26 protein-coding genes and 1 tRNA gene are annotated in these 25,466 nt (G+C 55.7%); 12 read left to right on the forward strand and 15 right to left on the reverse strand.

The features are described from left to right. Positions 1-16: 16 nt before the first annotated feature. The gene (locus QQL54_RS10985; RefSeq protein ID WP_284390602.1) at positions 17-1,093 is read left to right on the forward strand and encodes a TIGR03032 family protein; all 1,077 of its coding nucleotides are present in this window, start codon (positions 17-19) and stop codon (positions 1,091-1,093) included. A gap of 428 nt (positions 1,094-1,521) precedes the next feature. Here QQL54_RS10985 and QQL54_RS10990 read toward each other — a convergent pair. Both QQL54_RS10990 and QQL54_RS10995 read right to left on the reverse strand, forming a co-directional pair. Further along, positions 1,522-1,606, reverse strand: a tRNA-Leu gene (locus QQL54_RS10990). Positions 1,607-1,672: 66 nt separating this feature from the next. After that, entirely contained in the window at positions 1,673-3,082 is a 1,410-nt protein-coding gene (locus tag QQL54_RS10995; RefSeq protein ID WP_284390604.1) for an MATE family efflux transporter, read from the reverse strand. Positions 3,083-3,253: 171 nt separating this feature from the next. On the opposite strand from QQL54_RS10995, the gene QQL54_RS11000 reads away from it, so the two are divergent. Genes QQL54_RS11000 through QQL54_RS11010 form a run of 3 tightly spaced genes read left to right on the forward strand, consistent with a single transcriptional unit; the run spans position 3,254 to position 6,165 of the window. Further along, on the forward strand, positions 3,254-4,597 hold the full coding sequence (locus tag QQL54_RS11000) for a ferritin-like domain-containing protein (protein ID WP_284390606.1): 1,344 nt from the start codon (positions 3,254-3,256) through the stop codon (positions 4,595-4,597). Continuing rightward, complete coding sequence (locus QQL54_RS11005) at positions 4,597-5,292, forward strand: CDGSH iron-sulfur domain-containing protein (RefSeq protein ID WP_284390608.1); 696 nt, start codon at positions 4,597-4,599, stop codon at positions 5,290-5,292. Before QQL54_RS11000 ends, QQL54_RS11005 begins: the two co-directional genes overlap by 1 nt. 6 nt (positions 5,293-5,298) lie before the next feature. Beyond that, a complete protein-coding gene (locus QQL54_RS11010) occupies positions 5,299-6,165 on the forward strand; it encodes a metallophosphoesterase (protein WP_284390610.1) in 867 nt (288 codons plus the stop codon). A gap of 14 nt (positions 6,166-6,179) precedes the next feature. Here QQL54_RS11010 and QQL54_RS11015 read toward each other — a convergent pair whose 3' ends face one another. After that, complete coding sequence (locus tag QQL54_RS11015; protein ID WP_284390612.1) at positions 6,180-8,468, reverse strand: NADP-dependent malic enzyme; 2,289 nt, start codon at positions 8,466-8,468, stop codon at positions 6,180-6,182. A 445-nt stretch (positions 8,469-8,913) separates the two neighbouring features. Between QQL54_RS11015 and QQL54_RS11020 the strand changes: the two genes are divergently transcribed. The 3 genes from QQL54_RS11020 (at position 8,914) to QQL54_RS11030 (ending at position 11,419) form a co-directional block, all read left to right on the forward strand. Next, positions 8,914-9,252 (forward strand): P-II family nitrogen regulator, encoded by a 339-nt coding sequence (locus tag QQL54_RS11020; protein ID WP_284390614.1) that lies wholly within the window; start codon positions 8,914-8,916, stop codon positions 9,250-9,252. A gap of 75 nt (positions 9,253-9,327) precedes the next feature. After that, positions 9,328-10,749, forward strand: coding sequence for a type I glutamate--ammonia ligase (gene glnA / locus QQL54_RS11025; RefSeq protein WP_284390616.1), 1,422 nt, complete (start codon positions 9,328-9,330; stop codon positions 10,747-10,749). 169 nt (positions 10,750-10,918) lie between these two features. Next, positions 10,919-11,419 (forward strand): hypothetical protein, encoded by a 501-nt coding sequence (locus QQL54_RS11030; RefSeq protein WP_284390618.1) that lies wholly within the window; start codon positions 10,919-10,921, stop codon positions 11,417-11,419. A gap of 16 nt (positions 11,420-11,435) precedes the next feature. Here QQL54_RS11030 and QQL54_RS11035 read toward each other — a convergent pair whose 3' ends face one another. The 7 genes from QQL54_RS11035 to QQL54_RS11065 form a co-directional block, all read right to left on the reverse strand. Beyond that, positions 11,436-11,888: a hypothetical protein gene (locus QQL54_RS11035; RefSeq protein WP_284390620.1), complete on the reverse strand. Its 453-nt coding sequence runs from the start codon at positions 11,886-11,888 to the stop codon at positions 11,436-11,438. Further along, positions 11,888-12,343, reverse strand: a complete 456-nt coding sequence (locus QQL54_RS11040; RefSeq protein WP_284390621.1) for a DUF6265 family protein — start codon at positions 12,341-12,343, stop codon at positions 11,888-11,890. Before QQL54_RS11040 ends, QQL54_RS11035 begins: the two co-directional genes overlap by 1 nt. A gap of 53 nt (positions 12,344-12,396) precedes the next feature. Further along, complete coding sequence (locus tag QQL54_RS11045; protein WP_284390622.1) at positions 12,397-12,954, reverse strand: SRPBCC family protein; 558 nt, start codon at positions 12,952-12,954, stop codon at positions 12,397-12,399. Further along, positions 12,941-13,273: an ArsR/SmtB family transcription factor gene (locus QQL54_RS11050; protein WP_284390623.1), complete on the reverse strand. Its 333-nt coding sequence runs from the start codon at positions 13,271-13,273 to the stop codon at positions 12,941-12,943. Before QQL54_RS11050 ends, QQL54_RS11045 begins: the two co-directional genes overlap by 14 nt. Positions 13,274-13,342: 69 nt before the next feature. After that, positions 13,343-13,960, reverse strand: coding sequence for a MotE family protein (locus QQL54_RS11055; RefSeq protein WP_284390624.1), 618 nt, complete (start codon positions 13,958-13,960; stop codon positions 13,343-13,345). Continuing rightward, positions 13,957-14,436, reverse strand: coding sequence for a hypothetical protein (locus tag QQL54_RS11060; RefSeq protein ID WP_284390625.1), 480 nt, complete (start codon positions 14,434-14,436; stop codon positions 13,957-13,959). The genes QQL54_RS11055 and QQL54_RS11060 overlap by 4 nt, the downstream gene beginning before the upstream one ends. Positions 14,437-14,446: 10 nt before the next feature. Beyond that, positions 14,447-14,977 (reverse strand): flagellar basal body-associated FliL family protein, encoded by a 531-nt coding sequence (locus tag QQL54_RS11065; RefSeq protein ID WP_284390626.1) that lies wholly within the window; start codon positions 14,975-14,977, stop codon positions 14,447-14,449. A 140-nt stretch (positions 14,978-15,117) separates the two neighbouring features. Here QQL54_RS11065 and fliF point away from each other — a divergent pair, with 140 nt between their 5' ends. From fliF to QQL54_RS11090, 5 genes are read left to right on the forward strand one after another with little or no spacing between them, the layout of a single operon-like run. Further along, complete coding sequence (fliF, locus tag QQL54_RS11070) at positions 15,118-16,758, forward strand: flagellar basal-body MS-ring/collar protein FliF (protein ID WP_284390627.1); 1,641 nt, start codon at positions 15,118-15,120, stop codon at positions 16,756-16,758. Next, positions 16,755-17,330, forward strand: a complete 576-nt coding sequence (locus QQL54_RS11075; protein ID WP_284390629.1) for a hypothetical protein — start codon at positions 16,755-16,757, stop codon at positions 17,328-17,330. Before fliF ends, QQL54_RS11075 begins: the two co-directional genes overlap by 4 nt. Continuing rightward, on the forward strand, positions 17,327-17,761 hold the full coding sequence (locus QQL54_RS11080; protein ID WP_284390631.1) for a FliM/FliN family flagellar motor switch protein: 435 nt from the start codon (positions 17,327-17,329) through the stop codon (positions 17,759-17,761). The genes QQL54_RS11075 and QQL54_RS11080 overlap by 4 nt, the downstream gene beginning before the upstream one ends. Then, positions 17,758-18,540, forward strand: a complete 783-nt coding sequence (gene fliP, locus QQL54_RS11085) for a flagellar type III secretion system pore protein FliP (RefSeq protein ID WP_284390633.1) — start codon at positions 17,758-17,760, stop codon at positions 18,538-18,540. The genes QQL54_RS11080 and fliP overlap by 4 nt, the downstream gene beginning before the upstream one ends. Beyond that, complete coding sequence (locus QQL54_RS11090; RefSeq protein ID WP_284390635.1) at positions 18,537-19,553, forward strand: FliG C-terminal domain-containing protein; 1,017 nt, start codon at positions 18,537-18,539, stop codon at positions 19,551-19,553. Before fliP ends, QQL54_RS11090 begins: the two co-directional genes overlap by 4 nt. A gap of 4 nt (positions 19,554-19,557) precedes the next feature. Here QQL54_RS11090 and QQL54_RS11095 read toward each other — a convergent pair whose 3' ends face one another. From QQL54_RS11095 to QQL54_RS11115, 5 genes are all read right to left on the reverse strand, one after another. Further along, positions 19,558-20,682 (reverse strand): flagellar basal body P-ring protein FlgI, encoded by a 1,125-nt coding sequence (locus QQL54_RS11095; RefSeq protein ID WP_284390638.1) that lies wholly within the window; start codon positions 20,680-20,682, stop codon positions 19,558-19,560. Next, positions 20,682-21,683, reverse strand: coding sequence for a flagellin (locus QQL54_RS11100; protein ID WP_284390640.1), 1,002 nt, complete (start codon positions 21,681-21,683; stop codon positions 20,682-20,684). Before QQL54_RS11100 ends, QQL54_RS11095 begins: the two co-directional genes overlap by 1 nt. A 2-nt stretch (positions 21,684-21,685) precedes the next feature. Beyond that, positions 21,686-23,068 carry a flagellar hook-associated protein FlgK gene (flgK, locus tag QQL54_RS11105; protein ID WP_284390642.1) on the reverse strand — a complete coding sequence of 461 codons (1,383 nt, stop codon included), beginning with the start codon at positions 23,066-23,068 and terminating at the stop codon, positions 21,686-21,688. Positions 23,069-23,091: 23 nt separating this feature from the next. Continuing rightward, positions 23,092-24,363 carry a flagellar hook protein FlgE gene (locus QQL54_RS11110; RefSeq protein WP_284390644.1) on the reverse strand — a complete coding sequence of 424 codons (1,272 nt, stop codon included), beginning with the start codon at positions 24,361-24,363 and terminating at the stop codon, positions 23,092-23,094. A gap of 151 nt (positions 24,364-24,514) precedes the next feature. Then, on the reverse strand, positions 24,515-25,291 hold the full coding sequence (locus QQL54_RS11115) for a flagellar motor protein MotB (RefSeq protein ID WP_284390645.1): 777 nt from the start codon (positions 25,289-25,291) through the stop codon (positions 24,515-24,517). Between the last annotated feature and the right edge of the window lie 175 nt (positions 25,292-25,466).

The following is a 25,466-nucleotide window of genomic DNA, read 5'->3' on the forward strand; positions in this document are numbered from 1 at the left end:
GGTTGGGAGAGAAATAATGGCAGATACCACCGCCGCAAAGCCTACGAAGTCTGACGTCGTTTTTGGCGTTGATCTGTCTCGAGGCTTTACAGAGTGGCTCACGAGTAAGAATGTGAGTTTAGCCCTGACGACCTATCAGGTCGGCAAATTGATCTTGTTTGGCGTCAAAGAAGATGGCGGGTTGTGGACTTATAACCGGACCATTGGCCGTTGTATGGGTTTGGCTGCTGATGAAACTGGGTTTTGGGTCACTAGCGATACGCAATTGATCAGATTTGAGACGCTTTTACAGACGGGCCAGCTAGGCCCCGATAACGTCGACGCTCTCTATGCTCCCCGGTTTAGCTATTTTACGGGTGATCTGGATGCGCATGATGTGGTTATCCAGGCGGACGGAGAACCGATCTTTGCCAATACCCTCTTCAATTGTGTGTCACGGCCCAGCCGATCTCATAGTTTTGAGGCCGAATGGATGCCGCCTTTTATCTCCAAACTCGTCGCTGAGGATCGATGTCACCTAAATGGTATTGCGAAACGCGACGGTCACCTTCGATACGCAACGGCCGTCAGCCGCAGCGATGTCTTTGATGGATGGCGGGATCACCGTCAGGACGGGGGTATTGTTCTGGATACGAAAAGCGGCGAGATTATCTGCTCAGGCCTTTCCATGCCGCACTCGCCGCGTTGGCATCAGGGTCGTCTCTGGCTTCACAATAGTGGCCGGGGTGAGTTCGGATATGTTAATATGGAAACAGGTGTATTTGTTCCCGTTGCCTTTTGTCCAGGCTACCTTCGCGGCCTCGATTTCATCGACGACAACACAGCGGTCGTTGGCCTATCTTTGCCGCGCGACAATAAAACATTCTTGGGTCTCGCCCTGGACGCCGCCCTTGCGGATAAAGGCATCTTACCGAAATGCGGCCTATATTTCGTTGACCTGACGACCGGCGCTATCATCCATTCAATGGAAATCTCCGGAGTCGTGACGGAACTGTACGACATCGTCGCGCTCAGAAGCATTAAGAAGCCAGCCCTTTTGGGTCCAACGTCGACCGAATTAAAGCGGACACTGTCCGTGCCCAGTTTAGATTAACCGTTGCGAGGAACTATCTCACTACGCGCATGACGGACGGATCCGTAGGGAAAGCTCACCGCCGCTACTGTGTCATCCTAGATTGCGCGGAGCCTCGACCCGGGTTGCGGTCAGCTTGTTCAAAGTGCGGCTCATGAGAGAACCAGAAGCAGAAACGTAGAAATGAGGCGAGCATAAGGTCCGCAGAGAGATCACTGTGAAGAGGGGATGATGACGTGGTCCCCGCCGAGCTCGCGACTGATGGGCGATTAGCCCAATTCCCGGGCCTACTGGCAGGCCTACTTTCGGGCCTACAAATGGTCATACTTTAGCGATGTTATCGCCTGTCATGCCTTGACACCTCTTGTCCGCTAAACGCGGTCAAATCACTGGTATCATTGAGAAAAATCCACCTCTGACAGCATATGGTCAGTGGTGACAAGGGTTAGTGGTGCGGCTGAGAAGACTCGAACTTCCACTCCTCTCGGAACCAGAACCTAAATCTGGCGCGTCTACCAATTTCGCCACAGCCGCACAGCTTAGGCAGCGCGGGCTTTGGCGAAGTTGACCCTATAGGTCAATGTGCGGGCTCAGTTTTTATTAGCTTTTTTTGGCGCTCATCGGGGCTTTGTTCAGCGACCAGTAGCGCGCGACAAGGCCCGATATGATATTGGCAGCGGCAACGCCGATGAAAGAGCCGGTCAAGCCGCCAAGCCAAGCCCCAATCGCGACCAGAGGCGCATAGAGGGCGAGGCTGCGCAGCAATGTGAAAATCAGCCCATAGATCGGACGACCCAACGCATTGAACCCGGCGGCTGATACAAAGACGAAACCATAGGCAAAGATGGTGATGGGAACGATATAGAAATAGGGCACGGCCATTTCGATCAGCGCGGGATCGTTTGAGAACACATTGACAATGGGTCGTGCGAAGAGGGCCAGAACGATGGCCATACCTGTGCCCCAGACAAAACAGATCCGGTAACAGACGCGGAAGGCTTCCGCGACTCGATCTGTTCGCCCCGCCCCACCATTTTGTCCTGTGATCGCCCCAATACAGGCCGATAGCGCATAGAGCAGGCCAACGCTGATGAGCTCGGCCCGACTGGCTAAGGTGAAGGCGGCGACACCGACTTCGCTGGTCGTGTAGGCAATGGCGGTCACGGCGAGAATGGTGCCGAGCGGCACGACGCAATTGGTCAACATGGCGGGGACGCCGACGGCAGCTACGGTTGCCCATGCGCTGCGAATTGAGGATACCGTCATGTGTCGGAAATCGACGGCATTGCGGATATAGCGGACAACGATGAGCCCGTAGATGGCGGCAATCGAGTTACCTAATACGGTGGCCAAGGCCGCCCCGGCCACCTCCATGCGCGGGAAGGGGCCAATGCCGAAAATCAAGAATGGGTCGATGATGATGTTGAGGATCGCGCCCAAAATCATAATCGAACTGGGCAACAGCGCTTCCCCATTGGCGCGTAGGATATTGTTGCACATCATCGCCACGGACGTGATGACCAGCCCCGGCAATGAAATGGCGAGGAAAGACAGAGCTTCAGTTCGAGCCTCCCCCGTTGCGCCCATCAAAGATATGGCGAACGGCATGAGGGCGTACATAATCAGGACGAGGACGGTCATGACTAAGAGTGCGAACAGGATCGCGGCCGCGCCGTGACGGTGAGCGCGGTCCATATCGCGTTGGCCAATAGCTCGGGACACGGCGCTCATCGTGCCAGCACCAAGGCCAATATTCGCGGAATTGCCGAGGAAGGTTAGCGGAAAGGCGAAACCTAGAGCAGCCAAAGCGAGTGTGCCGGCCTCGGGGTTTTCCTTGCCGCCAAGATTGCCGAGATAAAAGGTGTCGACCAAGCCCGTGCTGATCAGCGCAATAACGGCGACGGCGAACGGGCCGAGCATACGAAAGACATGACGCTGGATAGACCCTTCGGTCAGATCAACCTTCGCACCTGATCGCTCAGCTTCGGGCGTACAGTCGGGGGTATCCATTTCTGAGGGAGAGCTCACGCTTCGCATTGCCCCGAATGCGGCGCAGGTGAAAGCCCGAAACACTGAATATTAGCCCGTTGACACCCAAACTGTGACAAATTTCCGTGAGCAATGGTCTTAAGCGCTTCGCTTTGGTAGGTGTAGAGTTGAGGGGGGCGAAAGGTAGACAGGATGGACGACGCCAGCGGTACGCGCCCGAACTCAGCAGCTGACGTGATCGACAGCACGCCCCTAATGGGTGCGGACCATATTACGTCCCGCGAACAACTCATCGGAATGTTGGGCGAAGCCGCCGAAGTCGAGCACACGCTGATGTGCACTTATCTTTATGCCGCCTTCAGTTTGAAAACTGAAGAGAGTGATGGACTGACTAAGCCGCAGCGCGAAGCAGTCAGTCGTTGGCGCGCATCCATCATTCGCGTTGCTGTCGAAGAAATGGGCCATTTGGCCATTGTTGCTAATTTATCTGTCGCCATTGGCGGACCAGCCCATTTTAATCGCTTGAACTTCCCCATCGAACCGGGACCGCTGCCAGCCAATATGAGCGTTCGTTTGGCTCCATTTACAATGGATACGTTGCAGCACTTTATTTTTTTGGAGCGTCCGCGCGAGTCTGATGAACCAGATGGGGACATGTTCATCTCGACACGGAACTATGAGCGTGGACCGCTCGAACAATCTCGGCTGATGCCAACCACATATGATTATGAAACGGTCGGTGATCTCTATGAGAGCATCTATAAAAGCATGGAGACGCTCTGTGAGCGTTATGGCGCCAGCCACCTTTTCGTTGGCGATCGATCGCGGCAGATCGGATCGGAGATCACCCCCCTTCCGGGCCTGATGACAATCGACTCAGTTCAAGATGCGCGCCGCGCGATTAATGTAATTGTCGAGCAAGGCGAAGGCGCAGCAGCCTGTGATGGGCAGGGCCATTTTGCGCGCTTCCGGGCCATCCGCGACGAATGGAAAGAGTTGTTAGCGGACGATCCGGATTTCGTCCCGGCACGCCCGGTTGCGGACAATCCCGTCATGCGTCGCCCACCGACACCCGATGGAAAAGTCTGGATCACCCATTCGGACGGCGTGCGTGTTCTTGATTATGTGAATGCGCTTTACGTCCAGCAATTGCGCCTGCTCAGCCAAGCCTTCGGTCGACCGGGTGAGGCCTATGAAAAGCAGGTTTTGGTCAATGCAGCGACCGATCTTATGTATGCTATGACTCCCGCGGCCGAAGCGCTGACCACCTATCCTGCGCAGGACGATATGGGCGCGGGATCGGCCTGTAATGCGGGCATGACCTTCGCCATGGTGCGTGGGATGAGCCCGCTCCCGATTGGTACGGAATGGCAGGTTCTAAACTGCCGCTTCAACGAGTTGGTCGAAGAAGGGGCGCGCCTGCGCGGCCTACATAATAAGGTTGATCGTTCATTGGATATGCTGGCTGGCGTGGCGGCCACTTTCGCACGCCATGTCGAGCGCATCTGTTCTGACCCTGAAAGCGAGTGTGATTGATGAGCAAGAATGATCAGATGCCAGCCATCCAAGATATTGTGAGTGAGGGTACGGAGCGTGTCGAAGGGGACGACGTGACGCTCTATTTTGATGGCAAGCGCTGTATCCATGCGCGCTACTGTGTGACGGGTGCACCGGATACGTTCGTGGCCAATGTCGAAGGCGACTGGCTCTACCCGAATAAAACTGAGACAGCGCATCTGCTTCACGTTGCCAGACAATGCCCTTCCGGCGCGATCCAGATCGACCGTAAAGACGGTGGTCCTGAAGAGACGCCGCCCCAAGTCAATACGGCCCGGGTCTATGAAAACGGCCCATATGCGGTTCATGCCGAAATTATTCTAAACGGTAAGCCAGACGGTACTCGGCGCGTACTGTGCCGCTGCGGCCTGTCCTCATCCAAACCCTATTGCGACGGCAGTCACAAGGGTGAGGAAGAGGGCGTCGATCCCTTCATAGCCTCTGGTGAACCAGAGACGCGCGACATGACGATGATGGATGAACGCGGTGGGGTGCTTCGGATCGATCCGCAGATGGATGGCCCTTTGATGGTGTCCGGTCCCGTTGAAATTATGGCCGGAACGGGCCGCGGTATTGAACGGACGCAGACTTGCCGATTATGCCGCTGTGGGGCGTCGAACAAGAAACCCTTTTGCGATGGCAGCCACGCCAGGATTGGCTTCCGAGCGGATTAGACGCGCATGGCCACAACGGTCATCGGTGATATTCACGGCGAAGCCGATCTGCTGCGCGATCTCTTGTCCCGTATCGATTCGTCGGATGCATTAATCTTCGTGGGCGATTTAATTGATCGGGGTCACGATAATCGCGGCGTGATCGAAACGGTTCGGCCCTTGGTCGAGTCTGGACGTGCGATCTGTCTGATGGGCAATCACGAACTGAACGCTGTCTTGTTTCACACCCTAAATGCCGATGGTGTCCCTTTACGGGACCGTACAGAAAAGCGTGTCGCACGACATGAAGCCTTCCTGCGCGATTATCCCATCGGTGATCTAGCAACCTATGATGTGATAGAGTGGTTCGCGAGCTTGCCAGTTTTTATCGACCGACCTGATTTGCGCGTCGTCCACGCTCAATGGGACGCCGCCGCAATTGACCGTATCCGCCAAGCCGGGGATGAATGCGGTGGGCTGCCTAGCAATTGGACGGATCGTTGGCAGTTTGACTCCGCGTTTCGGGACGCGCTGTTCACGTTGCTGAATGGGGCGGAGCATCCGATCCCCGATGGGCAGACAGTGCTCGATAAGTCTGGCCAAGACCGCAGCTCTGTTCGTTTGTCTTGGTGGAACGGGCGTATCGGGTCGCGATTATCTGATCAAATTGCCGGTCCAACAGCGCACCGGATGCAATTCTTCGACCATCCGCCGACCCATATGCCCGATGGCTTATACCCAGCGGATACTCCGCCCGTCGTGTTCGGGCATTATGGTTTTGATGATGACCAAGCGTTGCGTGCGCCGAACGTGATTTGTGTCGATCATACCCGTCGCGCAGGCGGCCCGCTCACAGCGTGGCGGACCGACGGGACATTTATTCAGGTGCGTTAGAGAAGCCTGCTCACCTAGTCATCATGTGTGGGTGCGTAGGCCGCAAGGGTCGCCATTTGCAGGATTTCAGACGCTGCAGCGCCGAGCGAGCAGATTTGAACCGGCTTTTCCAATCCTGTCAGGAACGGCCCAAGGACCGTCGCTCCGCCAACTGCGTCGAGTAATTTGGTCGAGATCGAAGCAGAATGGATGGCTGGCATGATCAGCACATTCGCCGCACCCGTCAGGCGTGAGAATGGGTAGGTCAACGTATGCAGCGGGTCGAGCGCGACGTCGGCGGCCAGATCGCCTTCATATTCGAAGTCGACTTGGCGTTGATCTAGAATGGAAACCGCTTCGCGTACTTTTAGCATGCGCTCACCAACCGGATTGCCAAACGTTGAATAGGACAACATGGCGACCCGAGGTTCGAACCCGAAGGTCTGGGCGAAATGGGCTGTAGTTTCGGCGATATCCGCCAAGTCTTCAGCGGTCGGCAGTTCGGTAATGTTCGTGTCCGAAATAAATAGTGTGCGCGCTTTATTGACGACGACGGATACGCCCATTGTCCGCTCTCTTTTCCGGTGGCTCAGCACCAACCGGACATCGCGTAGGACAACATCGTAGCTCCGCGTTACGCCCGAAACCATGCCCTCAGCCAGACCGTGATGCATTAGCAGAGCCGAGAAGACGTTCCGGTCATTATTCACGAGCCGCTGCGCATCCCGGCGCAGAAAACCGCGTCGTTGCAAGCGCGAATAGAGATATTCCGTAAACTCCGCATTCCGATCAAAGAGGCGGGCATTGAGCACAGTCAGACTGTCCGGTTTCTCGATGCCAAGCAGTTTCATATTATCGTAGATCGGCTTCTCGCGACCGATCAGGATCGCTTTGCCGAGCCCGCGTTGTTGGAAAGCTTGTGCGGCGCGAATGACAGCAGGCTCTTCGCCTTCGGCAAAGACGATGGTCTTTGGCTCATCGACGACCGAGGCCGAGATGCCTTGAAGGATAGCGGCGGTTGGATCCTGACGCCGCGCAAGACTGCGCTTGTAGGCGTCCATATCGTCGATCGGGCGTCGGGCAACGCCTGTATCCATGGCGGCTTGCGCCACATAGGGTGGGATTTCACTGATTAAGCGCGGGTCAAATGGGGCCGGAATAATATAATCTGGGCCATATTTGGGGCGATTGCCATGATAGGCGGCGGCGACTTCTTCCGGCACATCCTGACGGGCCAAATCGGCCAGCGCATGGGCGCAGGCCAGTTTCATCTCTTCATTGACGTTATGCGCCCGCACATCCAACGCGCCGCGGAAAATATAGGGAAAACCGAGGACATTATTGACCTGATTTGGATAGTCTGAGCGACCTGTCGCGATAATGGCGTCATCACGGACAGCCTTAATCTCTTCTGGCGTAATTTCTGGGTCCGGATTGGCCATCGCGAAAATGATCGGCTTAGGCGCCATTGAGGCGACCATGTCTTTGGTCACAATGCCAGCAACTGATAGGCCGAGTAAAACGTCTGCGCCGACCATGGCCTCTGCCAGTGTACGCTTATCCGTATCGACCGCATGCGGCGCTTTCCATTGGTCCATATATTCTGTTCGGCCCTGATAGATGACGCCTTTACTATCCAAGACGAGACAGTTCTCGTCCCGCACACCGAGTGATTTGATCAAGTTAAGGACAGACAGGCCTGCTGCGCCCGCGCCGGAGAGTACGACCTTCATGTCTTCAAATTTGCGCCCTGTCAGATCGGCCGCGTTGATCAGGCCGGCTGTGGCGATAATGGCGGTGCCGTGCTGGTCATCATGAAAGACTGGAATGTCGACGAGATCGCGCAACTCTTGCTCAATGATGAAACATTCAGGGGAGCCAATATCTTCGAGGTTGATACCGCCGAAACTATTACCGATGCGCTTGACGCATTCGATGAAGGCTTGAGCGTCTTCTTCCTCAACCTCAATATCGAAACTGTCGATATCGGCGAAGCGTTTGAATAGGACGCTCTTGCCTTCCATGACGGGTTTGGATGCCGCTGCGCCCAGATTGCCGAGGCCAAGAATGGCCGTGCCGTTAGAGATCACCGCGACCGTATTGCCTTTGGAGGTATAATCGTAAGCGAGATCAACATCGGCGGCGATGGCTTCAACTGGTACGGCAACGCCCGGGCTATACGCCAATGACAAATCGCGTTGTGTCGCCATGGGTTTGGTCGGCAGCATGGATATTTTGCCGGGTGTTGGATGAGAGTGGAAACGAAGCGCCTGTTCATCTGTGATGTAGGGCTTTTTAGGCGGGCGGGGTGTCAGCTTTTTCATGATGATCTCCACCGGGTGAACTGCAGTCGCGAACAGCCGGTTTGTGATAGATGTGCGTGTTTTTTCGCACGAGAGAGTGACCTTTCAGGTCAAGATTTTGGCCGTTTGGCGCCACGGATGAACTGCAGTCGCGAACATCCGTGTGCTGTGCGCCGACCCGGCCTCGATGGTCGAGCTTTACTCCACTGAAAGCCCCGCGCAATCCCCAAATCGGCCTGGTGCTTTATGGGTCACAGCCGGAAATGCTCAAAATTTCGCCTAACAATTCATCACGTGCTTTTAGTAATGTTGAAAATATGTGCGATTTTCAGCCTTTTCGCCGCGGTTGTCCTATAGACATCGGGACTGGCTCGACTCAGGCTGATGCAGGTCGCATGTCAGGTCTGACTTCTGCTCCGCCTAGCCTGTCAGGTGATCGGATGCATATCGACTGGAAGGGACCCTCATGAAAAAGATCGAAGCCATCATCAAACCGTTCAAATTGGACGAGGTGAAGGAAGCCCTGCAGGCGATCGGCCTCCAAGGCATGACTGTGCTCGAAGCCAAGGGTTTCGGACGCCAGAAAGGTCACACGGAGCTGTATCGTGGCGCAGAATATGTCGTGGATTTTCTGCCCAAATTGAAGCTCGAACTGGTTGTGGCTGATGATCAAGTCGAGCCCGCGCTAGAAGCGATCCAGACGGCTGCCAAAACCGGCAAGATCGGCGACGGTAAAATCTTCGTTTCTGATGTTGCGCAAGCGATCCGTATCCGGACCGGTGAAACAGGCGACGCAGCGCTTTAACGCACTTGTCGTGCGTCAACGACACGGCAATCAATTTTTCAATAACTAGAACCTTTCGGGAAAAGGACGACCACAATGGGCGATAAGGAAACGAGCGCAAAAGACGTTCTCAAGAAAATTAAAGATGAGGAGATCAGCTTTGTTGACCTCCGCTTCACCGACCCGAAAGGGAAGATGCAGCACGTCACGTTCCATTCCGATTTGGTGGATGAGGATTTATTCGCTGATGGCACCATGTTTGATGGTTCGTCTATCGCGGGCTGGAAGGATATTAACGAGTCCGACATGGTGCTGATGCCTGACGCTAGCACCGCCAAGATGGACCCATTCTATCAACAAGATACAATGGCGATCTTCTGCGACATTCTCGAACCTGATGATGGCTCGGCTTATAATCGTGACCCACGCGGTACGGCGAAGGCGGCTGAAGCTTATATGCGGTCGGCCAATGTTGGCGATGACGTCTATTTCGGCCCTGAAGCGGAATTTTTCGTGTTTGACGATGTCCGTTGGGATACGGCTCAGAACAAAACGGGCTACCAGTTCGACAGCACGGAAGGGCCGTACAATACTGGCACTGAATATGCGGGCGGCAATATGGGGCACCGTCCTGGCCCGAAGGGGGGTTATTTCCCAGTCCCGCCGATTGACAATGAGCAGGATATGCGCTCGGAAATGCTCTCCATCATGGGTGAGCTTGGCCTGCGTCCTGAAAAGCATCACCACGAAGTTGCCCCGTCGCAACACGAGTTGGGGATGCAGTTTGATACGCTCCTAAAGATGGGCGATAACATGCAGCTCTATAAATATGTCGTGCATCAAGTTGCTCACGCCTATGGCAAGAGCGCGACATTTATGCCCAAGCCCGTTCACAACGATAATGGCACAGGCATGCATGTTCACATGTCGATCTGGAAGGATAAGCAACCGCTCTTCGCGGGTGATGGCTATGCGGGCCTCTCAGATGCTTGCCTCTATTACATTGGCGGCGTTATCAAACACGCCAAGGCCATCAACGCCTTCGCCAATGCCTCAACCAATAGCTATAAGCGTCTGGTTCCAGGGTTTGAAGCGCCGGTCATGCTGGCTTATTCCTCACGTAACCGCTCGGCTTCGATCCGTATTCCGTGGACGGCTTCGCGCAATGGTAAGCGCCTAGAAGCGCGTTTCCCAGATCCAGCAGGTAATCCTTACCTGACCTATACGGCTCTGCTGATGGCAGGTCTGGACGGGATCAAAAACAAAATTCATCCGGGCGATCCAATGGATATGGATCTGTATGAATTGTCGGCTGAAGAAGCGAAGGACATCCCACAAGTCTGTGGCAGCTTGCGCGAAGCGCTCGAATCTCTCGATGGAAACCGTGACTTCCTGAAAGCTGGCGGCGTGTTCGATGATGATCAGATCGATGCCTATATCGAAATGAAGATGGAAGAAGTTCACCGTCTCGCGATGCATCCGCACCCGGTGGAATTCGATATGTACTATAAGTGCTAGGATCGTGCACCCGGTAGGGTCGACAGCGACACGGTTGCTCGATCCTCCGAATTGAGATCAAGTCTAGACGCCGTTCCGGGAAACCGGGGCGGCTTTTTTTTCGCTTTCAGAGAGTTGATTTGATTATTGGGCGTGTGTTCGGGCAGAACCGCGATGAAGGAGTTTGCTCATGCGCTATGTTATCCTGTCCTGTCTTTCGGCCTTGCTGATGAGCGGCTGCGCGTCGATCCCGATGTCTGAGGCGTCTCTTCCCAATGAAAGGGTCAGCGATTTAGCGGCTACGCCGGGTGCAACACTCGGCATGATTGCGGCGGATCAGGCCAGTCACACTTATGCGGCAGAACAGGCGCAGCTGCGCGACATACGAAATGCTGAGGCGCGAGTGAGCTTGGCCCGGGCGCGGCTGGATTTGGCGACAGTACGGAACAAGGGGGCGGATGATGGCGATGTGCGCGAATTTCTGAATGCTCGCCAATCCTTGCGCCGTTTACGCACGGTCTATGGTCCGACTGATACGGGCTACCGTGATCAGTTTTATGTTCCGGTTTTCCCTTATGGTCGTCATTGGCCCCGCCGGGGCAAGCGTCACTCCACTGAGCCGGTCGGCATTGCTGGATCTGCGGGGCCGAATATTGGCAATGCGAAGCCGCTATCGGGATTGATACGCTGATAAAAGCCTAGCTTTCTTACACCTTTCGGCAATCATGCCGGATCATGGACTTCCAACCTTGTTTGGTCTGTGCCTCTGCCGCCCAGATGAGGCCATCATCAGACGGCCAGAACCCGAACCGAGCCAGACCGGACGGCATGTCAGCGTGAAATCCTTTCGCGCCGTCTGCCATGTCGGACACATCAGCGAGTTCGCCATAGGATTGCCCGCCATCGCTGGTAAACGACCAGAAGGCAGGCACCTTGTCGGCATTCAAACCGTAATGGGCGATTTCCCGATAGGTCTTTTTCCCGCCGCCAATGTCCCAATCCGCCTGTAAGCGAATGAACTTGCCGTCGAGGATTTTTTCATAAATTCGAACACATTCGACCCGGCCCATTGGCGTGTCAGGGTCGATGGCGATCCATTGCCCGATTAGGGGGGTCATGAACCCCATCTTGCCTCGTCCAGGCTTCCAGTTGTCGCTCATTATCCGGCTCCATGGCTGCAGGGGCGATAAGCCCAGCGGCTCTCGCGGCTACCATCAACCTGGGAGGCAATGGCATTCAGACCGCTGGAGGAGGTTTCATAGATGACGCGCTGCGGATAATCATGGTTTGGCGCTTCAAAAGTTACGCGTCCTGTGCCTTCCGATGTCAGTTTAAATTGGGTCGGTCCGCGACCCAATGGGTAGGCATAGAAGGCCATACTATCATCTTGCGCTTCGATCCTGAGCTGTTCAAAGAAAACGGCCCTGCCGTCTTTTGTCGTCACGCTGTGGCCGAACATCAATTGTTTCCCGGCAGACTGCCACGTTTCAGTAACGCCTCCATCCTGCGTTTCCCAACACCCAACCATCCATGGAACAGGGGCGGAAATAGGTGCGGGTTTCACATCAGGCCGTAAAGTCGTGGTCGTGCAAGCCGTGAGGAGAAGGACCGACATGTAGACCGCTGATCTGGTTGCTCTTGATGAGGAGAGATTCAGGTCGGAAACAATCATGTTTCTCTTTCTGACCGGAGTGCTTTCAGGCGGGCTTCATACTCCGCCTCAAGCTCATCATGCCGGGTAAAGAAATTCGGCGCCATTTGCCGGGACAGGCGACATTCGAGCAGTTCTAGATGAGTGTGCCAACCGGCGGCAGAGCCAATCAAGTCGCTCTCACGAACGACGCGTTCATGGATCAGTTCAAGGTTAGTGCCGTCGCCATTGGGAGTGAGTGTTATTGTAATGAGACTGTCTTCGAGATCGCCAGCACTGGGCCATGTAAAAGCGAGTTTATGATCTGGATCGTAGGTGACGACCTGTCCTTCAAACTCTGCAGTGTATGCGGTCGGTGATTTATCCGGGGGGCGGAATTGCCCAAACTCTTCCGGGTCGAACTTGAACTCGATACGTCCGCCTGCGTGCGGTTCGACCAAACCCCGGCAAAGCCATTCGCCGCGCTTTTTGTCTTCGACTAGGAAGCGCCAGACGGTTTTAGGGGGGCTAGGTAGGTGGCGACGAAAAACCAACCGCCCTTTGGCTTCAGATAGAGTTTCACTATTCATCATCATATCGGCTCACCGCCGCCTCCAATTCATCCAGCCGAGCAGTCCAGAAGACGGCGTAGCGATCAAGCCAATCACGGATCTCGGCAAGGGGTTTCGGATTGAGTGAACAGACCTGTCGACGCCCGACCTTCTCCTTTTGAACGAGCTGTGCGCTGACGAGGATGCCGACATGTTTCGATGTTCCCGCAAAACTCATATCGAGTGGGGCGGCGAGATCGCCAATGCTGGCGGGACCATCAGATAATTGGGCAAGAATGGTGCGCCGGGCGGGATCTGCCAGCGCTTTAAATATGGGATCAAGACTGGACTGTTGTTCAACCATAAGGTTGAGTATCAGATCACAAAGAAATATTCAACCAAATAGTTGAATTTCTGAATCGAAAACGTCAATCTACCGTTTGTTTCGCCATTCTGCGTGGCGATTAGCGATGAGAAGGCTGACACGGTAGGACTGTTCCTCACCCATCTCGGCCATGATAACGCCCGCTCGAGCACTATCGATTTCACGCAGGAACCCGGCGGCAAAGGCCGGATCCATCCGATCAAAAATAGCCGCCGCATTCTTTGGCTTCATGGTCGAATACATCTCAACCAAATGCGCAATGTCTTTGTCGGCGACAACATCAAGTCGTTCGGTCATGGCCTGCAAGCTCGCGCGCGTGGCTTCCATGTCGGCCAGGCGCGCTTGGATCGTTGTTTCAAGATCTTGAAGCTCGGCCTGGCGGAGATCAAGTTTTGCGCTGCGTTGATCAAGTTGAAGCTGGCGGGGTTCAAATGCGGCTGCAAGGGCAGGCGTTAGACAGGTTTTGTCAGTCGCAAGGTGGGCGCGATTGGCCGCGAGTTTTAATCCTGCGGCACTTTCGGGTTTGTTCGCAACAGCTACCTTATCCGCAATAGCCTGAGTGTCAGCTGCATTCCCGCTTTTGGCGTCTGGGTTTAGTGCGGCGACTTCGAGGGCGCCAAAACCAGCAAATCCGACCGCGAGAATTATGAGGAGCGACGATTTCATGCGGCATCCTGATTATTAGCCGCGTCCGGCGTATCGGCAGATTTGGCGGGTAAAGACGTATTCAGGCGCTTTAGGTCGGCCACCACGCGCAAAAGACTCTCGGTCGTTTTCAGCGCTTTTTGTCGCGCTTTAGGAACGTCGGTTTCAATAATTTTTTGTAGCGCGGCATTTGCGCGTTCAGTTTCGACAATTTTGGCTTCGGCGTCTGTCATAGCCGCCTCAAGACGTGAGGCCTTGGCTTCAGCGTCGGAGAGTAATCCTTTGATTTCATCGATCGACTCGAACAACTCACCACGGGCAGTTGTCGCGGCGGCGTGCGTGCGCTCAATGGCTTCGGTCAAGGTCACAATAGACGCGCCGACACCGCTTTTGAGGTCGTTGAGCTTCTTCAGACGATGGGACAGCATCCAACAGTAAAAGGCAGACGCACCGCAAAGTGCAATCAACAAGACGTCTTTGATGAATTCGATTTCCATGGCGGCCGTCCTAACTCGTCAACAGAAAGTCAGTGATGAGGACATCAGCAATTAGGTCCTGCCCAATGACGACCCGTGCGCGATGCAACAGCGCGCGTTTGAGGCGCACATGAAAACTCGGATCAGAAAGTTGAGCCGGGTCTAAGGCGCGCAAATAGGTCGTGAAGGCATCCTTTAAGCGGGGAATATCAATCTCAGCGTGATCGTCCCAAACTTCGATGGCTAATCCAATCTTTAAAATCTGACCTTGCGATCCTGCTGTGATGGTCAGCGGATCAAGTGCAACGGTCGATGCTGCACGCTGTGGAGACCAGTCAGCTGAAAACGCAGCCACGGTCTTGTGAGCCTCCTGATCTTCAGGCGCTTCTACAATGACGGGCGCGCCGACCCCGGCAACCCAGCTTGCGCCAAAAGCTGCACCGAAAACGAGAACAGGGGCCAAAAGACCCAATAACTTTCCGCCGCCTTTAGGCGCAGGGACACCCTCCGCAGGTGCGGGTGTTGCGGGTGAACCTTTCTTTTTGTTCTTCAGCAGGGCCATTCAGGGCGAGCAGCTTTCTTCAAGTGGAAATTATACGGACTCGAAACTGCCTTGCTGCGTTACGGTAAACACTAGATTAACGAATTGGGCTTTAGACCAGCAGCAGGTGGTGTGCAGGATGCACGTTTAGCGAGCTCAGGATGAACCCGATTGCCGTTCTACGATCTATGTCGATGCGACAGAAGGTCATTTCTCTAGGGGCTGTCGTTGCGACACTCTTAGTGTTGGCCATGATTGCGCGACAAGTGTCTCAGCCGACCCTGTCTCTTCTCTATGCTGATCTAGAGCCGCAAACTGCGGGCGAGGTCATTGCGCGTCTGGATACATTGGGAGTCAATTACCGAGTTGAGGGCGGAGCAATTTATGCGGATGCCTCGCGTCGCGATTCGCTCCGACTTGAACTCGCCCGCGAAAACCTGCCGCGCCAAGACGTCGTGGGTTATGAATTATTCGACGGAATGAACAGTTTTGCCATGTCGTCCGATATGTTCGACACGGCCTATTGGCGCGCCAAGGAAGGCGAGCTGGCCCGCACCATTCTGTCTATGCCAAACGTTCGCGCAGCCCGCGTCCATGTGGGCCAAGGCGCTGGGCGCGGTCTGACCGCGCGGCGCCAACCCGCGACAGCGTCTGTTACCTTGACGTCAAATCCCTCTATCGACGCGCGCCGTGCGCAAGCGGTTCAATATCTGGTCGCGTCGGCTGTGCCGAACCTCAAACCTGAAGACGTGGCAGTCATCGACACGCGGGCCGGTCTTATCGTGGGTCCAGGCCTCGAAGATGCAAACACCGTTGACGCATCGGGCGAACTGGGCCGGGCGGCTGCGATCAAATCTGAATTACTGAGCCTGCTCGAGGCCCGGGTCGGACCCGGCAATGTCCGCGTTAATGTTGCGCTCGATGTCGAGACTGAAAAAGTCAACACGACCGAACGCCGTTTCGACCCGGAAAGTCGGGTGATGCGATCCAACACGGTCAGCGACCGGAGCGATCAAAGCGACGGCACGACCGGAAATGTGACGGTGGCATCCAACCTGCCTGAAGGTGCAGCGGGCGGCGGGAATTCAAGTAGCGAACGGACAGAAACAAGCGAAACGACTCGATATGAGATTTCGGAAATTCTAACGACGACGGAAAGCCTGCCCGGCAAAGTGACGCGGATGAGCGTCGCGGTGTTGCTCGATCATAAGCCTGAGACCGCTGAAGACGGCACAGTGACCTATGTGCCGCGCACTGAGGATGAACTGACGGCGTTAGCAGAGCTCGCTAGCGCTGCAGCGGGTCTTAATACAGAACGCGGGGACGTGCTGCAGGTCGACACTTTGGCCTTTAACCGGCCGGATATTGGCGAGATGATCGAGGGTCCTGGCGTGGGCGAACGATTTATTGATCAAAATGGTGGCCGTTTGGCGCAATTATCCATTCTCAGCCTGCTCGCGATTGGCCTCGGTTTCTTTGTTGTGCGTCCGCTGATGCGAGCCTCACGCGGCGGGGTCGGTGCACCGCCCGCCATCGCTGGCGGGGCTCTATCTCCGATGAGCTTGGATGGCCCGATGGCCGGCGCTGAGACGGCGCAAGGACTTGAAATGGCCGCGCTTAACGCGTCTGGCGGCCAGGCGATCGGTCTGCCAGCCCCGGATCCACGCGCCGAATTGAATGATGTCGTTGGCGAAAATCTCAACGATGCAGCCGCCTTGCTAGCAACTTGGTTGGATGTTGATCCAGCAGCCCCGAAAGGGAACTCTCAATCTGGTTCGACGGCATCAGGACTCGCCGCATGAGTACGGTCGTCCGCCTTCACGTTCCGCCGTTTGAGCCTGCTGCGCCAACTTCACTGGCCGCGCTTCGTCGCCCCCTGATCCAAGCCGAGACAGTGCATTGCGAAGCGCAATGTCAGCCTTGTCCTGTTTGTGTTGCGAAACAGGCCGCCGAAGTTGAAACGGCCATGAAGCTATCGTCTGACCTGGGTCTGCGGGTGTCGCAATTGGTTGAGGATGCCTTGTCCCATCATATTGCCCGCATCGAGGCGCAACAGGCTGAACTGATCGCATTCGTTTTGAACGGTGTTCTGCCGCATCTGGCTGACGCTGCACTCAGAAGTGCGCTGACGGATGAACTGTCTGACGCCGCCGAACCTCTACGGACCGAACCGCTCCGCTTACGCAAACATCCCGAGCTCGATCTTGGTCCATTGGCGGACGACACTAGGTTGGAGATTGAGGACGATGCATCGCTAGCGCTGCATCAAATACAATTGCGTGATGGCGAGGGAGTGACTCAAATTGACCCCGATCGCTTGATCACCGCTTGCTTGGCTCGCCTCGGCCAACCCGCTCCGGAGACTCGCTCATGACGACCGACCCACAGAACACTGAACCCAAAGCGGCTTCAGCCGATATGGACGCGAGTCCCAACGCAGGATTGCCAGATCCGAACGCCTCAGCAGGGGCAGGAAAAGGCCCTGATGGCGCGTCCGCGGCCCCAGACGCCCCTATACTTGAGCGGCGCGATGAGGCAGGCGGCGCCAAATTTAAACGATCTATCTATGCGCTACCCGTAACAGTGGATGTGGTTGTCGGATCCGCACGACCAACAGTAACCGAATTGCTCGGTCTGGACGAAGGCAGCCTTCTCGCGCTTGACCGCGGGATTGAGGATCCCGTCGACCTTTGTGTCGATGGTCGCGTGATTGCGCGCGGTGAATTGGTTGAAATGGAAGATGGCAGCGGCATTGGCGTTCGCATCACTCAGGTGGTTGATGTTGCGGAAGACGCTTTGGCGTGAATCTATCGCGGCTGACATATGCCGTTCTTCTCGGCATGCTGGCGCTCTGGTTTGCCCCGGATGTTCTGGCTCAGGTCGCTCCGGACGCGGACTCCGTCTCCGATGCGCTAACCAATGGCGTGCGGGACGCTGCGGACGCGCCGGTCGCACTCGATGTCTCCATTGTTCAGCTATTTCTTTTAGTCACGGTACTCAGCCTTGCGCCGGGCATCGCCATGATGGTGACGTGTCTGCCACTGATCGTGATCGTGCTGTCATTTCTACGTCAAGCGCTTGGCCTGCAACAGACACCCCCTAATTCGATGATCATGGGCTTGGCCTTGATCCTGACTTTTTTCATTATGGAACCCGTCTTTGCTGAGAGTTGGGCGCAGGGCGTTCAGCCCTATATGGACGGTGTTCTCGATGAGGCGATGGCGTTCGACCTCGCTATTGAGCCCTTCCGCGCTTTCATGACGGGCCGAGTCGATGCGGAGACCATTCAGCGTTTGGCAGATTCACTGCCAGGTCGGGAATGGACGCCCGGTGAGGAGCCGTCCCTCGGCCTCCTAACCAGCGCCTTCATGCTGTCCGAGATTAAGACCGCGTTTCAGATTGGTTTCGCTATCTTTCTTCCTTTCCTCGCGATCGATCTTGCTGTTGCCTCTGTGCTGATGGCTATGGGTATGATGATGGTTCCGCCTGCCGTGGTCTCGTTGCCCTTTAAGCTCGGCTTTTTCGTCCTAGCGGATGGATGGCTCAAAATTACCGAAGCGTTGCTACAGGGGTATGCCCTATGACTGCCGTCTCAAGATTGACGCCTGAACAACGCGCCGCCGTTGTGCTGGTCTCGCTTGGCCCAGACCATGCGAAGCCCCTGGCTGAACAACTGGGCGTACCCGCCATGCGCCGCGTCCAAGCCGCCTTGTCTGATCTGCCTTACGTGTCTCAAGAAGAGATGCTCGGGGCTTTTGCCGAATTTATCACTCAGCTGACCGCTTGGAGCAATGGTATTCGAGGCGGTGATCGCGAGGCGATCGAGCTACTAACAAAAGCCCTTGGCGATGCCCTTGTGGAGCAAATCAAAGGCCCTGTCGTCTATGTTGAACCGCCGTCCGATATCTGGGCCGAATTTGGCGGCTTGGCCTCAGACGCGATCGCCGATTTCGTCGGTGAACAACATGGGGCTGTGGCCGCGCTGATGTTGCACCGCCTTCCGTCTGATCGAATTCCCGAAGTACTTGGCTTGATGCCAAAGGACAGCGCTGTTGAAGCGATTGGTCTGCTCTCGCGACCTAATGACCCGTCGCCGGCCGCGCTGGCAGTGGCCGAACGAATGATCGAGGAAAACCTCCTCGGCTCAATGACCGATCCGATGAATGACCCGAAGATTATCATGATCGGGGAGACGCTTGGCACTTTGCCGCGTGATCTACGCGAAGCGGCGCTAGCGCGTTTGGAGCAAGAAGACGAAGTCCGGGCGGCCGCCATCCGTGCAACATTGTTGCGGATCGAAGATATTCCAGCTCGGCTCCCAACCCGCTCGGTACAAACTGTATTTCGCGAAATGGAACGCGATATTCTTATCAAGGGCTTGGCTGCGGTTGCCGATACGACACCGGAAGTCTCAGAGTTCTTGTTGGGCAATATCGCACAGCGCATGGCCGATGGATTTCGCGAGGAGATTGCAGCGCTGCCAGAGATGGAAACCGCCGCCAAGGACCGAGCCATCGGCGCTTTGGTTCGCGAAATTCTGGGTCTCTCTCGTCGGGGCAGCTTAACGCTGTCGACCGTGACGGCCGAAGACGCTTAAACGTTTATTGCAAAACCAGTTCAGCGTGGAGCGCGCCCGCGCTTTTAATCGCTTTTAGAATGTCGATCATTTCGCGCGGTGATACGCCCAGCGCATTTAGCCCTGCGACCAGATCCGGCAAAGTCACCGCCTCATCGACAATCGCAACCTGACCCGGTTCGCCGTCTGTCACTTGAACCTGTGTGCGCGGCAGAACGACCGTATCGCCAAAGCCGAACGGGTTGGGTTGCGACGCGACCGGGGTTTCCGCAATTTTTATTGTGAGGTTACCTTGAGCGACTGCGACCGATGAAACCTTCACAGCTTCGCCAAGGACAATCGTGCCAGAGCGTTGATCAATAACGACACGCGCAATTTCGGCAGAGCGGAGTGTCAGGTTTTCAAGACGACCCATGGCGTGGGCCGGGTTGCCGGGCATGCCGCGCAGATCGACTTCGATCGTGCCGGAGTCGAGCAGCGTTGCGACAGGGCGACCGACAGCTTTATTGATGCTTTCTTCGACACGTCCAGCGGTCGTGAAGTCTGGCATACGCAAGGCAAGACGAACAGTTGTCTGCGCCCGGAAATCATACGGGATTTCGCGCTCGACACGGGCACCATTCGGGATTGCGCCTGCCGTGGGAACGCCTTGTGTTACGCTCGCGCCATCGCCTTCGGCCTCGAACCCGCTGATTAGAAGATTACCCTGCGCGATGGCGTAAATGTCGCCGTTCGGCGCGGAGAGGGGCGTCATGACGAGTGTGCCTCCGGCGAGGCTGGACGCGTCGCCGATTGAAGCGACATTGACGTCAATGCGCGAGCCTTCTCGCGCGAAGGGTGGCAAAGTGGCTGTAATGAGTACGGCGGCAATATTGTCGGGCCGGAAATTGCTATCCTGAACATTCACGCCGAGTCGTTCGAGAATATTGGTCAGCGCCTCTTCTGTATAAGGTGAGTTGCGAATGGTATCGCCGGTACCGTTCAAACCGATGACCAAGCCGTAGCCGACCAAATCGTTACCGCGCACGCCTTGGACGTCGGCGATATCTTTGATCCGTACCTCTGCGGCTAGGGTCGTGACTGGAGCCAAAGCAAGAAGGCTGAGCACGAGAGCAGAGAAGGTGCGAGATAAGAAGGAACGGGGCATCATTACCTCAGAAAGTTTGCAAGTGAAAGGGAGCCAAGGCGTCCCGTGACGGTGTAGCTCGCTTCGAGCTGTCCCTCGAGGGCTTGTAATTCAGCTGCGGCGTCGAACACGTCTCGGCCAAGCATTTTATCCAGTGCAGAACTGACGAGAGCCGCCTCAGTTTGGAGCGAAGTGTCAATGCGCTCTATACTCTCTTGCGCTGAACCCAATCTGCTTTCCATGGCCAACACACCGCTCAACGCTGTGTCGAGTACGGCCAGACCTTCTTCCATCAACGCGTCCCGATCAGTCGTTGTTACGGCATTCTCTGCCCCGGCAATCATGGCAAAGCCGCGCATTATATCCCGAAAGATGGGGTCATCGCCTTTAGGTAAAGGGTCATAACTTCGTGTGTCGGTGACATGAAGGCGTGGCCCCTCTTCAACACTACCCTGATAAATGTCAGTTTCGAACCCACCGCCAGCTATATTGAAATAGTCGTTAACCGCTGTGATAGCGTCTGTCGCATTTGGAGCCGCAGCAATCTGCGCATTCACGGCCGTCATCAAATCCGCCGGGACGGCAAGGGGGCCGCCAACCGTGTGAGTGCCAGAGAAAAGATGTCGTGTACCTTGACGTCGGCTTAGCGCCCCCATGACCTGTTGTAAGGTATCGGACGCTTTTTCGCCCAGTAAGGCAATGTCCGACGGTTGACCTTGTGCCAATGTGTTCCGGCTTTCCGGGGCGAAACTAGTCAAAATTGTACGGATCGTGCTGACAGAACTCGCGGCACCGTCAAGGCGTGCGCTGGCCAGGTTTGCGGTATCGCGCTGGCGTGTAATATCGAGCGCCGCTTTCTCGAGCAGAAACGCATCTCCGAGCCGCCCACTTGTGGCTTGAACTTGATCGCTGCGTCGTCCGGTGATGGCTTCTTGGCCGACGGTCTGCAAACGGGCGCGTAGGTCGGCGTTCAGGCGGGCCTGGCGGGTCTGGAAGAGTGTATCGGGCGTGAGCGAAAAGCGCATGATCAGATCCTCGCCAATGTATCGAGCATATCGCTGATAGTTTGGATAACCCGGGCATTGGCATTATAAGCTTGCTCAATTGCCAGCAGGCTCTGGAGTTCATAATCTAAATCAACCGCACTAAGTTCAGCTTCCGCTTCGCTGAGCGTGATTTCCCGCGCCAAGTTTCCTGAATGGATGCGTTCAGCCCGCAAAGATGTTGTTGAGACGTCGCTGATGACAATGCTGAGCTTATCAGAGAATGGCGCGAGCGTGTCGGCCAACTGCGTTAAGAGCGTATCATTGCCCGGTGCGCCCGGAATGGCGGCCGCAAGCCCATCACGTAGACGCGACGGAACGCCACCTCGGCTAGGATCGACCAGCGGGTTGACGGTCAATCGTTGCGACAGACCGAGCACATTAAGAGGATCAACGGGGGCCCCATTGTCGAGCAACAACGGCTCGCCCAACGCGTCGAAGGCCGAAGCCAGCTCAAGCGCATAGGCGTCAAGCGCTTCTGATTGTTTCGGAAGGGTTGTGTCCCGCAGTTCGAGATAGGCCGCAATCCGGCCTTCGGTGACGGCATGTGCGCCAGATCCTGGCGCGATCGGTTGACCATCAATGGTCGGGATCGACAAACGGCCACCCAAATCTGTTGTTGTATCAAGCGGCCCAACCTTGTTGGCGGGCGTAAACTCGATCTGATTGACTGTAGCTCCGACAAGGATAAGTCCGGATCCCGTCCGAACCTGAACGGCGCCCGTATTTTCGTAGATTACATCAAAGGGCAGTTTTTCGGCAAGTTGATCGAGTAGTTGGTCGCGTTGATCGAGCAAAGCCGTGGTGTCGCGCGCATTGGCGTCCGCCGTGCGAATATCGCTATTCAGCTCGAAAATGTCACTCGCAAGATCGTTCGCTTGGGAAATATCGGTTGCCAGCCGGGCATCCGCATTGGTGCGTTCGAGTTGAAGGTCTTGGGACGCGTCCGTCAGTGCTCTCGTTAGATCTTTGAGCGAGTCCACTGTGATCAATTGTGCGGCGTCCGATTCTGGCGTGCTTCGCAGTGCCTGTAGATCGCTTTCTAACTGGGTGAAGGCCCCAAATACGCCGCCTTCGCTACCGGGTTCGCCAAAGGCGGACAGCGCACGCGATAGAACTGAATTGATAACTTCTGACCGAGCACTCTGGGATTGGGCATCGCGGCGCGATTGCACCAAAATACGATCTTGTGAGCGAGATACATCGGTGACGGTAACACCGGTTGCCCCGCTCTGGGACAACACAGTTTCGCGCCGGACATAGCCCGGCGTCGAGACGTTCGCGATATTGGAGGACGCAGTCTGAGCCCGCGCACCCGTTGCGGACATTCCAGCCCGAGCAACAGAGAGACTACCAAAGAGTGACATGGCGCGTGGGTCCCGCCGCTAACTTATCGTTTCAGGTTGGTCGTTTCCTGCAACATCTCATCGACTGTCTGCACAATCTTGGCGTTGGAGGAGTAAGCCCGCTGGGTTTCAATCAGACTCGTGAGTTCCGCAGCGATGTCAGTATTACTTTCCATTAGCGAGTATCCGACTAGTTCGCCGGACGGACCATCGCCTGCGTCCCATAAGTACACATCGCCACTTTCACGTGACACGCTGTAAGCCTGATTTCCCCTTGCTGTCAGACCGTCGGCATTACTGACAGCGGCAACAGGGATTTGGAAGATTACGCGGCGCGCGCCCGTGTTATAGATGGCCTCGAGCGAACCATCAGGAGCGAATTCCACGCTTTGAAGTTCACCTGCAGGTGATCCGTTAGCCGAGACGTTTTGAGTCTGGAACCCAGACCCGATCTGGCTGAGTCCACCGGACGTGCCCGACGTCCCAACAAACATCTCAATAGGCCCGCTTGGTAATGTCAGAGACACATTGCCGCTGGTCGTATTGTAGGCAGCGCCTGCGCCGGGCGTAATCGTGTCGAGTGTTCCGTTCGCATTAAATTGAACGTCGAATGCTGCGACTTGAACGGGCGCACCTGTCGACCGATCATTAATGACAACTGACCAGTCCCCTGCATTACGCGTGAAGTTGGCATTGAGTGTTTGCGGCAAACCGAGTTGATCAAAATATTCAATTGGGAGATCGAACGTTTCCCCGACGGGTGCTAGGGATAAATCTCCGGGTAAGTTGAGGCTGAGATTGATCCGGTTGGTGACTTCCGCAGCGAATTGACCGGCCGTTGTGTTGACAGGAACCAGGCCAGTGGTGCTGCTGCGACTACCCGTGACGGGATCACCGTTAGCATCCATTTCCCAACCTAATAGGTAAAGTCCGCTTTCAGTTCGTAAGTAACCTTCAGCATCGGGTTTGAAGGCACCCGTTGGAACCATCATAAAGTCGCGTTCGGCGCCAGGTTGTGTCAGTCCAGACACATTGGTTACGGGTATCATTCCCCCGCCGTTGACGGCGATGTCGGTGGCGCGGCCCGTTGAGATGAGACTGCCTGCATCAGACACGTTTCGGATGGCTTGTGCTTGGACGCCACCAGCGGAATAGACGCTGGCGCTCTGATTTACGACCAGCGATGTGAAGTTCACATCGGCGCGTTTATAGCCATATGTCGCGGAATTCGCAATGTTGTTGGAAATTGCGGCGAGCCGAGTCGCGTTGACGTTCAGGCCCATAACGCCCGCATTGAGCGAGGAAGTAATTGTCATCGTTTCAATCCTTGAAACCGACCCCGGCCACGTGCCGAGTTCGGGGTTCTCTGGAACCGATGATGACGCTAAACGCGCAGCCTTAAGAAAGTGTATAGGATGAATCAGGCCTTACCAAAGCGGTAGGCGCGAGCCTATTTAGGGGACTGATCTAGCCATCTGAACGCAACAAAGTGATGGATATCCGTCGATTGCGCGCATCCAGAGGATTATCAACCAGCGGCATGGTGGCTGCGCGGCCAGACACTTCAGTAATACGGACCTCTGGTAGTCCAGCATCCTTTATAAGGCGGCGCGCGACATTGGCACGGTCACTGGATAGCTCCCAATTACTGTACCCGCGCGGGGTGGAGTAACGGCTACTATCCGTATGCCCGACAATCTTCACGGAGTTTTCGACATCGTCCAAAGCCTGAGCCACGGCGATCGCCAAACGTCCCAGAACAGGTGACGGGTCCGCGCTGCCAGAGGCGAATAGCGGACGGCTGTCGCGATCGGTCAATTCGATGACCAAACCTTCAGGGCTCATGCGGATGCTAATATGATCGCTCAGTTCCGCAGCTTCACCGACGAGCGCCGCTTCCAGGGCTTTGCTCATATCATCTTGGGGACGACCCGCTTCACGGTCGGATGTCTGTTCGGTCCGGCTTAGAACGGACAAAGCGGGGGCGTCCTTCATGGATTCGCCATTCAGAGCGTCAGCGCCGCCGCCGGACACCGCTGCGATCGGAATTGCGGGACTAAAATAGTCGGCCAGACCGCGCCGTTGATCTTCTGTCGTCGCGTTGAGCAGCCACATCAAAAGAAAGAACGCCATCATCGCTGTGACGAAATCGGCATAAGCCACTTTCCAGGCCCCACCATGATGGCCGTCGGCCTTTACGATTTTCGGCCGCTTGATGATGATTATGGGTTGTTCTGCGCTCATGATTTTTTGAATTCGCTAACGTCTCGGTGGACTGATTTGAACCAGCTATAAACGAGAAGGGTTCTCAAAATCGTTCGGGACATGGTTGATAGATGATGAATTTCGATCAGACGGTTCTTTGATCGGTCAACCTTTGCGCAACCTTTTGATGAGAGCAGTGACGAAACGCGCAAGA

This window comes from Algimonas ampicilliniresistens (assembly GCF_030159955.1).
Classification (GTDB): Bacteria; Pseudomonadota; Alphaproteobacteria; order Caulobacterales; family Maricaulaceae; genus Litorimonas; species Litorimonas ampicilliniresistens.

Coding starts and splice junctions, on each gene's coding strand:
- QQL54_RS10985 (WP_284390602.1), top strand. CDS start 17: ATGGCAGATACCACCGCCGCAAAGCCTACGAAGTCTGACGTCGTTTTT.
- QQL54_RS10995 (WP_284390604.1), bottom strand. CDS start 3,082: ATGGATACCCCCGACTGTACGCCCGAAGCTGAGCGATCAGGTGCGAAG.
- QQL54_RS11000 (WP_284390606.1), top strand. CDS start 3,254: ATGGACGACGCCAGCGGTACGCGCCCGAACTCAGCAGCTGACGTGATC.
- QQL54_RS11005 (WP_284390608.1), top strand. CDS start 4,597: ATGAGCAAGAATGATCAGATGCCAGCCATCCAAGATATTGTGAGTGAG.
- QQL54_RS11010 (WP_284390610.1), top strand. CDS start 5,299: ATGGCCACAACGGTCATCGGTGATATTCACGGCGAAGCCGATCTGCTG.
- QQL54_RS11015 (WP_284390612.1), bottom strand. CDS start 8,468: ATGAAAAAGCTGACACCCCGCCCGCCTAAAAAGCCCTACATCACAGAT.
- QQL54_RS11020 (WP_284390614.1), top strand. CDS start 8,914: ATGAAAAAGATCGAAGCCATCATCAAACCGTTCAAATTGGACGAGGTG.
- glnA (WP_284390616.1), top strand. CDS start 9,328: ATGGGCGATAAGGAAACGAGCGCAAAAGACGTTCTCAAGAAAATTAAA.
- QQL54_RS11030 (WP_284390618.1), top strand. CDS start 10,919: ATGCGCTATGTTATCCTGTCCTGTCTTTCGGCCTTGCTGATGAGCGGC.
- QQL54_RS11035 (WP_284390620.1), bottom strand. CDS start 11,888: ATGAGCGACAACTGGAAGCCTGGACGAGGCAAGATGGGGTTCATGACC.
- QQL54_RS11040 (WP_284390621.1), bottom strand. CDS start 12,343: ATGTCGGTCCTTCTCCTCACGGCTTGCACGACCACGACTTTACGGCCT.
- QQL54_RS11045 (WP_284390622.1), bottom strand. CDS start 12,954: ATGATGATGAATAGTGAAACTCTATCTGAAGCCAAAGGGCGGTTGGTT.
- QQL54_RS11050 (WP_284390623.1), bottom strand. CDS start 13,273: ATGGTTGAACAACAGTCCAGTCTTGATCCCATATTTAAAGCGCTGGCA.
- QQL54_RS11055 (WP_284390624.1), bottom strand. CDS start 13,960: ATGAAATCGTCGCTCCTCATAATTCTCGCGGTCGGATTTGCTGGTTTT.
- QQL54_RS11060 (WP_284390625.1), bottom strand. CDS start 14,436: ATGGAAATCGAATTCATCAAAGACGTCTTGTTGATTGCACTTTGCGGT.
- QQL54_RS11065 (WP_284390626.1), bottom strand. CDS start 14,977: ATGGCCCTGCTGAAGAACAAAAAGAAAGGTTCACCCGCAACACCCGCA.
- fliF (WP_284390627.1), top strand. CDS start 15,118: ATGAACCCGATTGCCGTTCTACGATCTATGTCGATGCGACAGAAGGTC.
- QQL54_RS11075 (WP_284390629.1), top strand. CDS start 16,755: ATGAGTACGGTCGTCCGCCTTCACGTTCCGCCGTTTGAGCCTGCTGCG.
- QQL54_RS11080 (WP_284390631.1), top strand. CDS start 17,327: ATGACGACCGACCCACAGAACACTGAACCCAAAGCGGCTTCAGCCGAT.
- QQL54_RS11090 (WP_284390635.1), top strand. CDS start 18,537: ATGACTGCCGTCTCAAGATTGACGCCTGAACAACGCGCCGCCGTTGTG.
- QQL54_RS11095 (WP_284390638.1), bottom strand. CDS start 20,682: ATGATGCCCCGTTCCTTCTTATCTCGCACCTTCTCTGCTCTCGTGCTC.
- QQL54_RS11100 (WP_284390640.1), bottom strand. CDS start 21,683: ATGCGCTTTTCGCTCACGCCCGATACACTCTTCCAGACCCGCCAGGCC.
- flgK (WP_284390642.1), bottom strand. CDS start 23,068: ATGTCACTCTTTGGTAGTCTCTCTGTTGCTCGGGCTGGAATGTCCGCA.
- QQL54_RS11110 (WP_284390644.1), bottom strand. CDS start 24,363: ATGACAATTACTTCCTCGCTCAATGCGGGCGTTATGGGCCTGAACGTC.
- QQL54_RS11115 (WP_284390645.1), bottom strand. CDS start 25,291: ATGAGCGCAGAACAACCCATAATCATCATCAAGCGGCCGAAAATCGTA.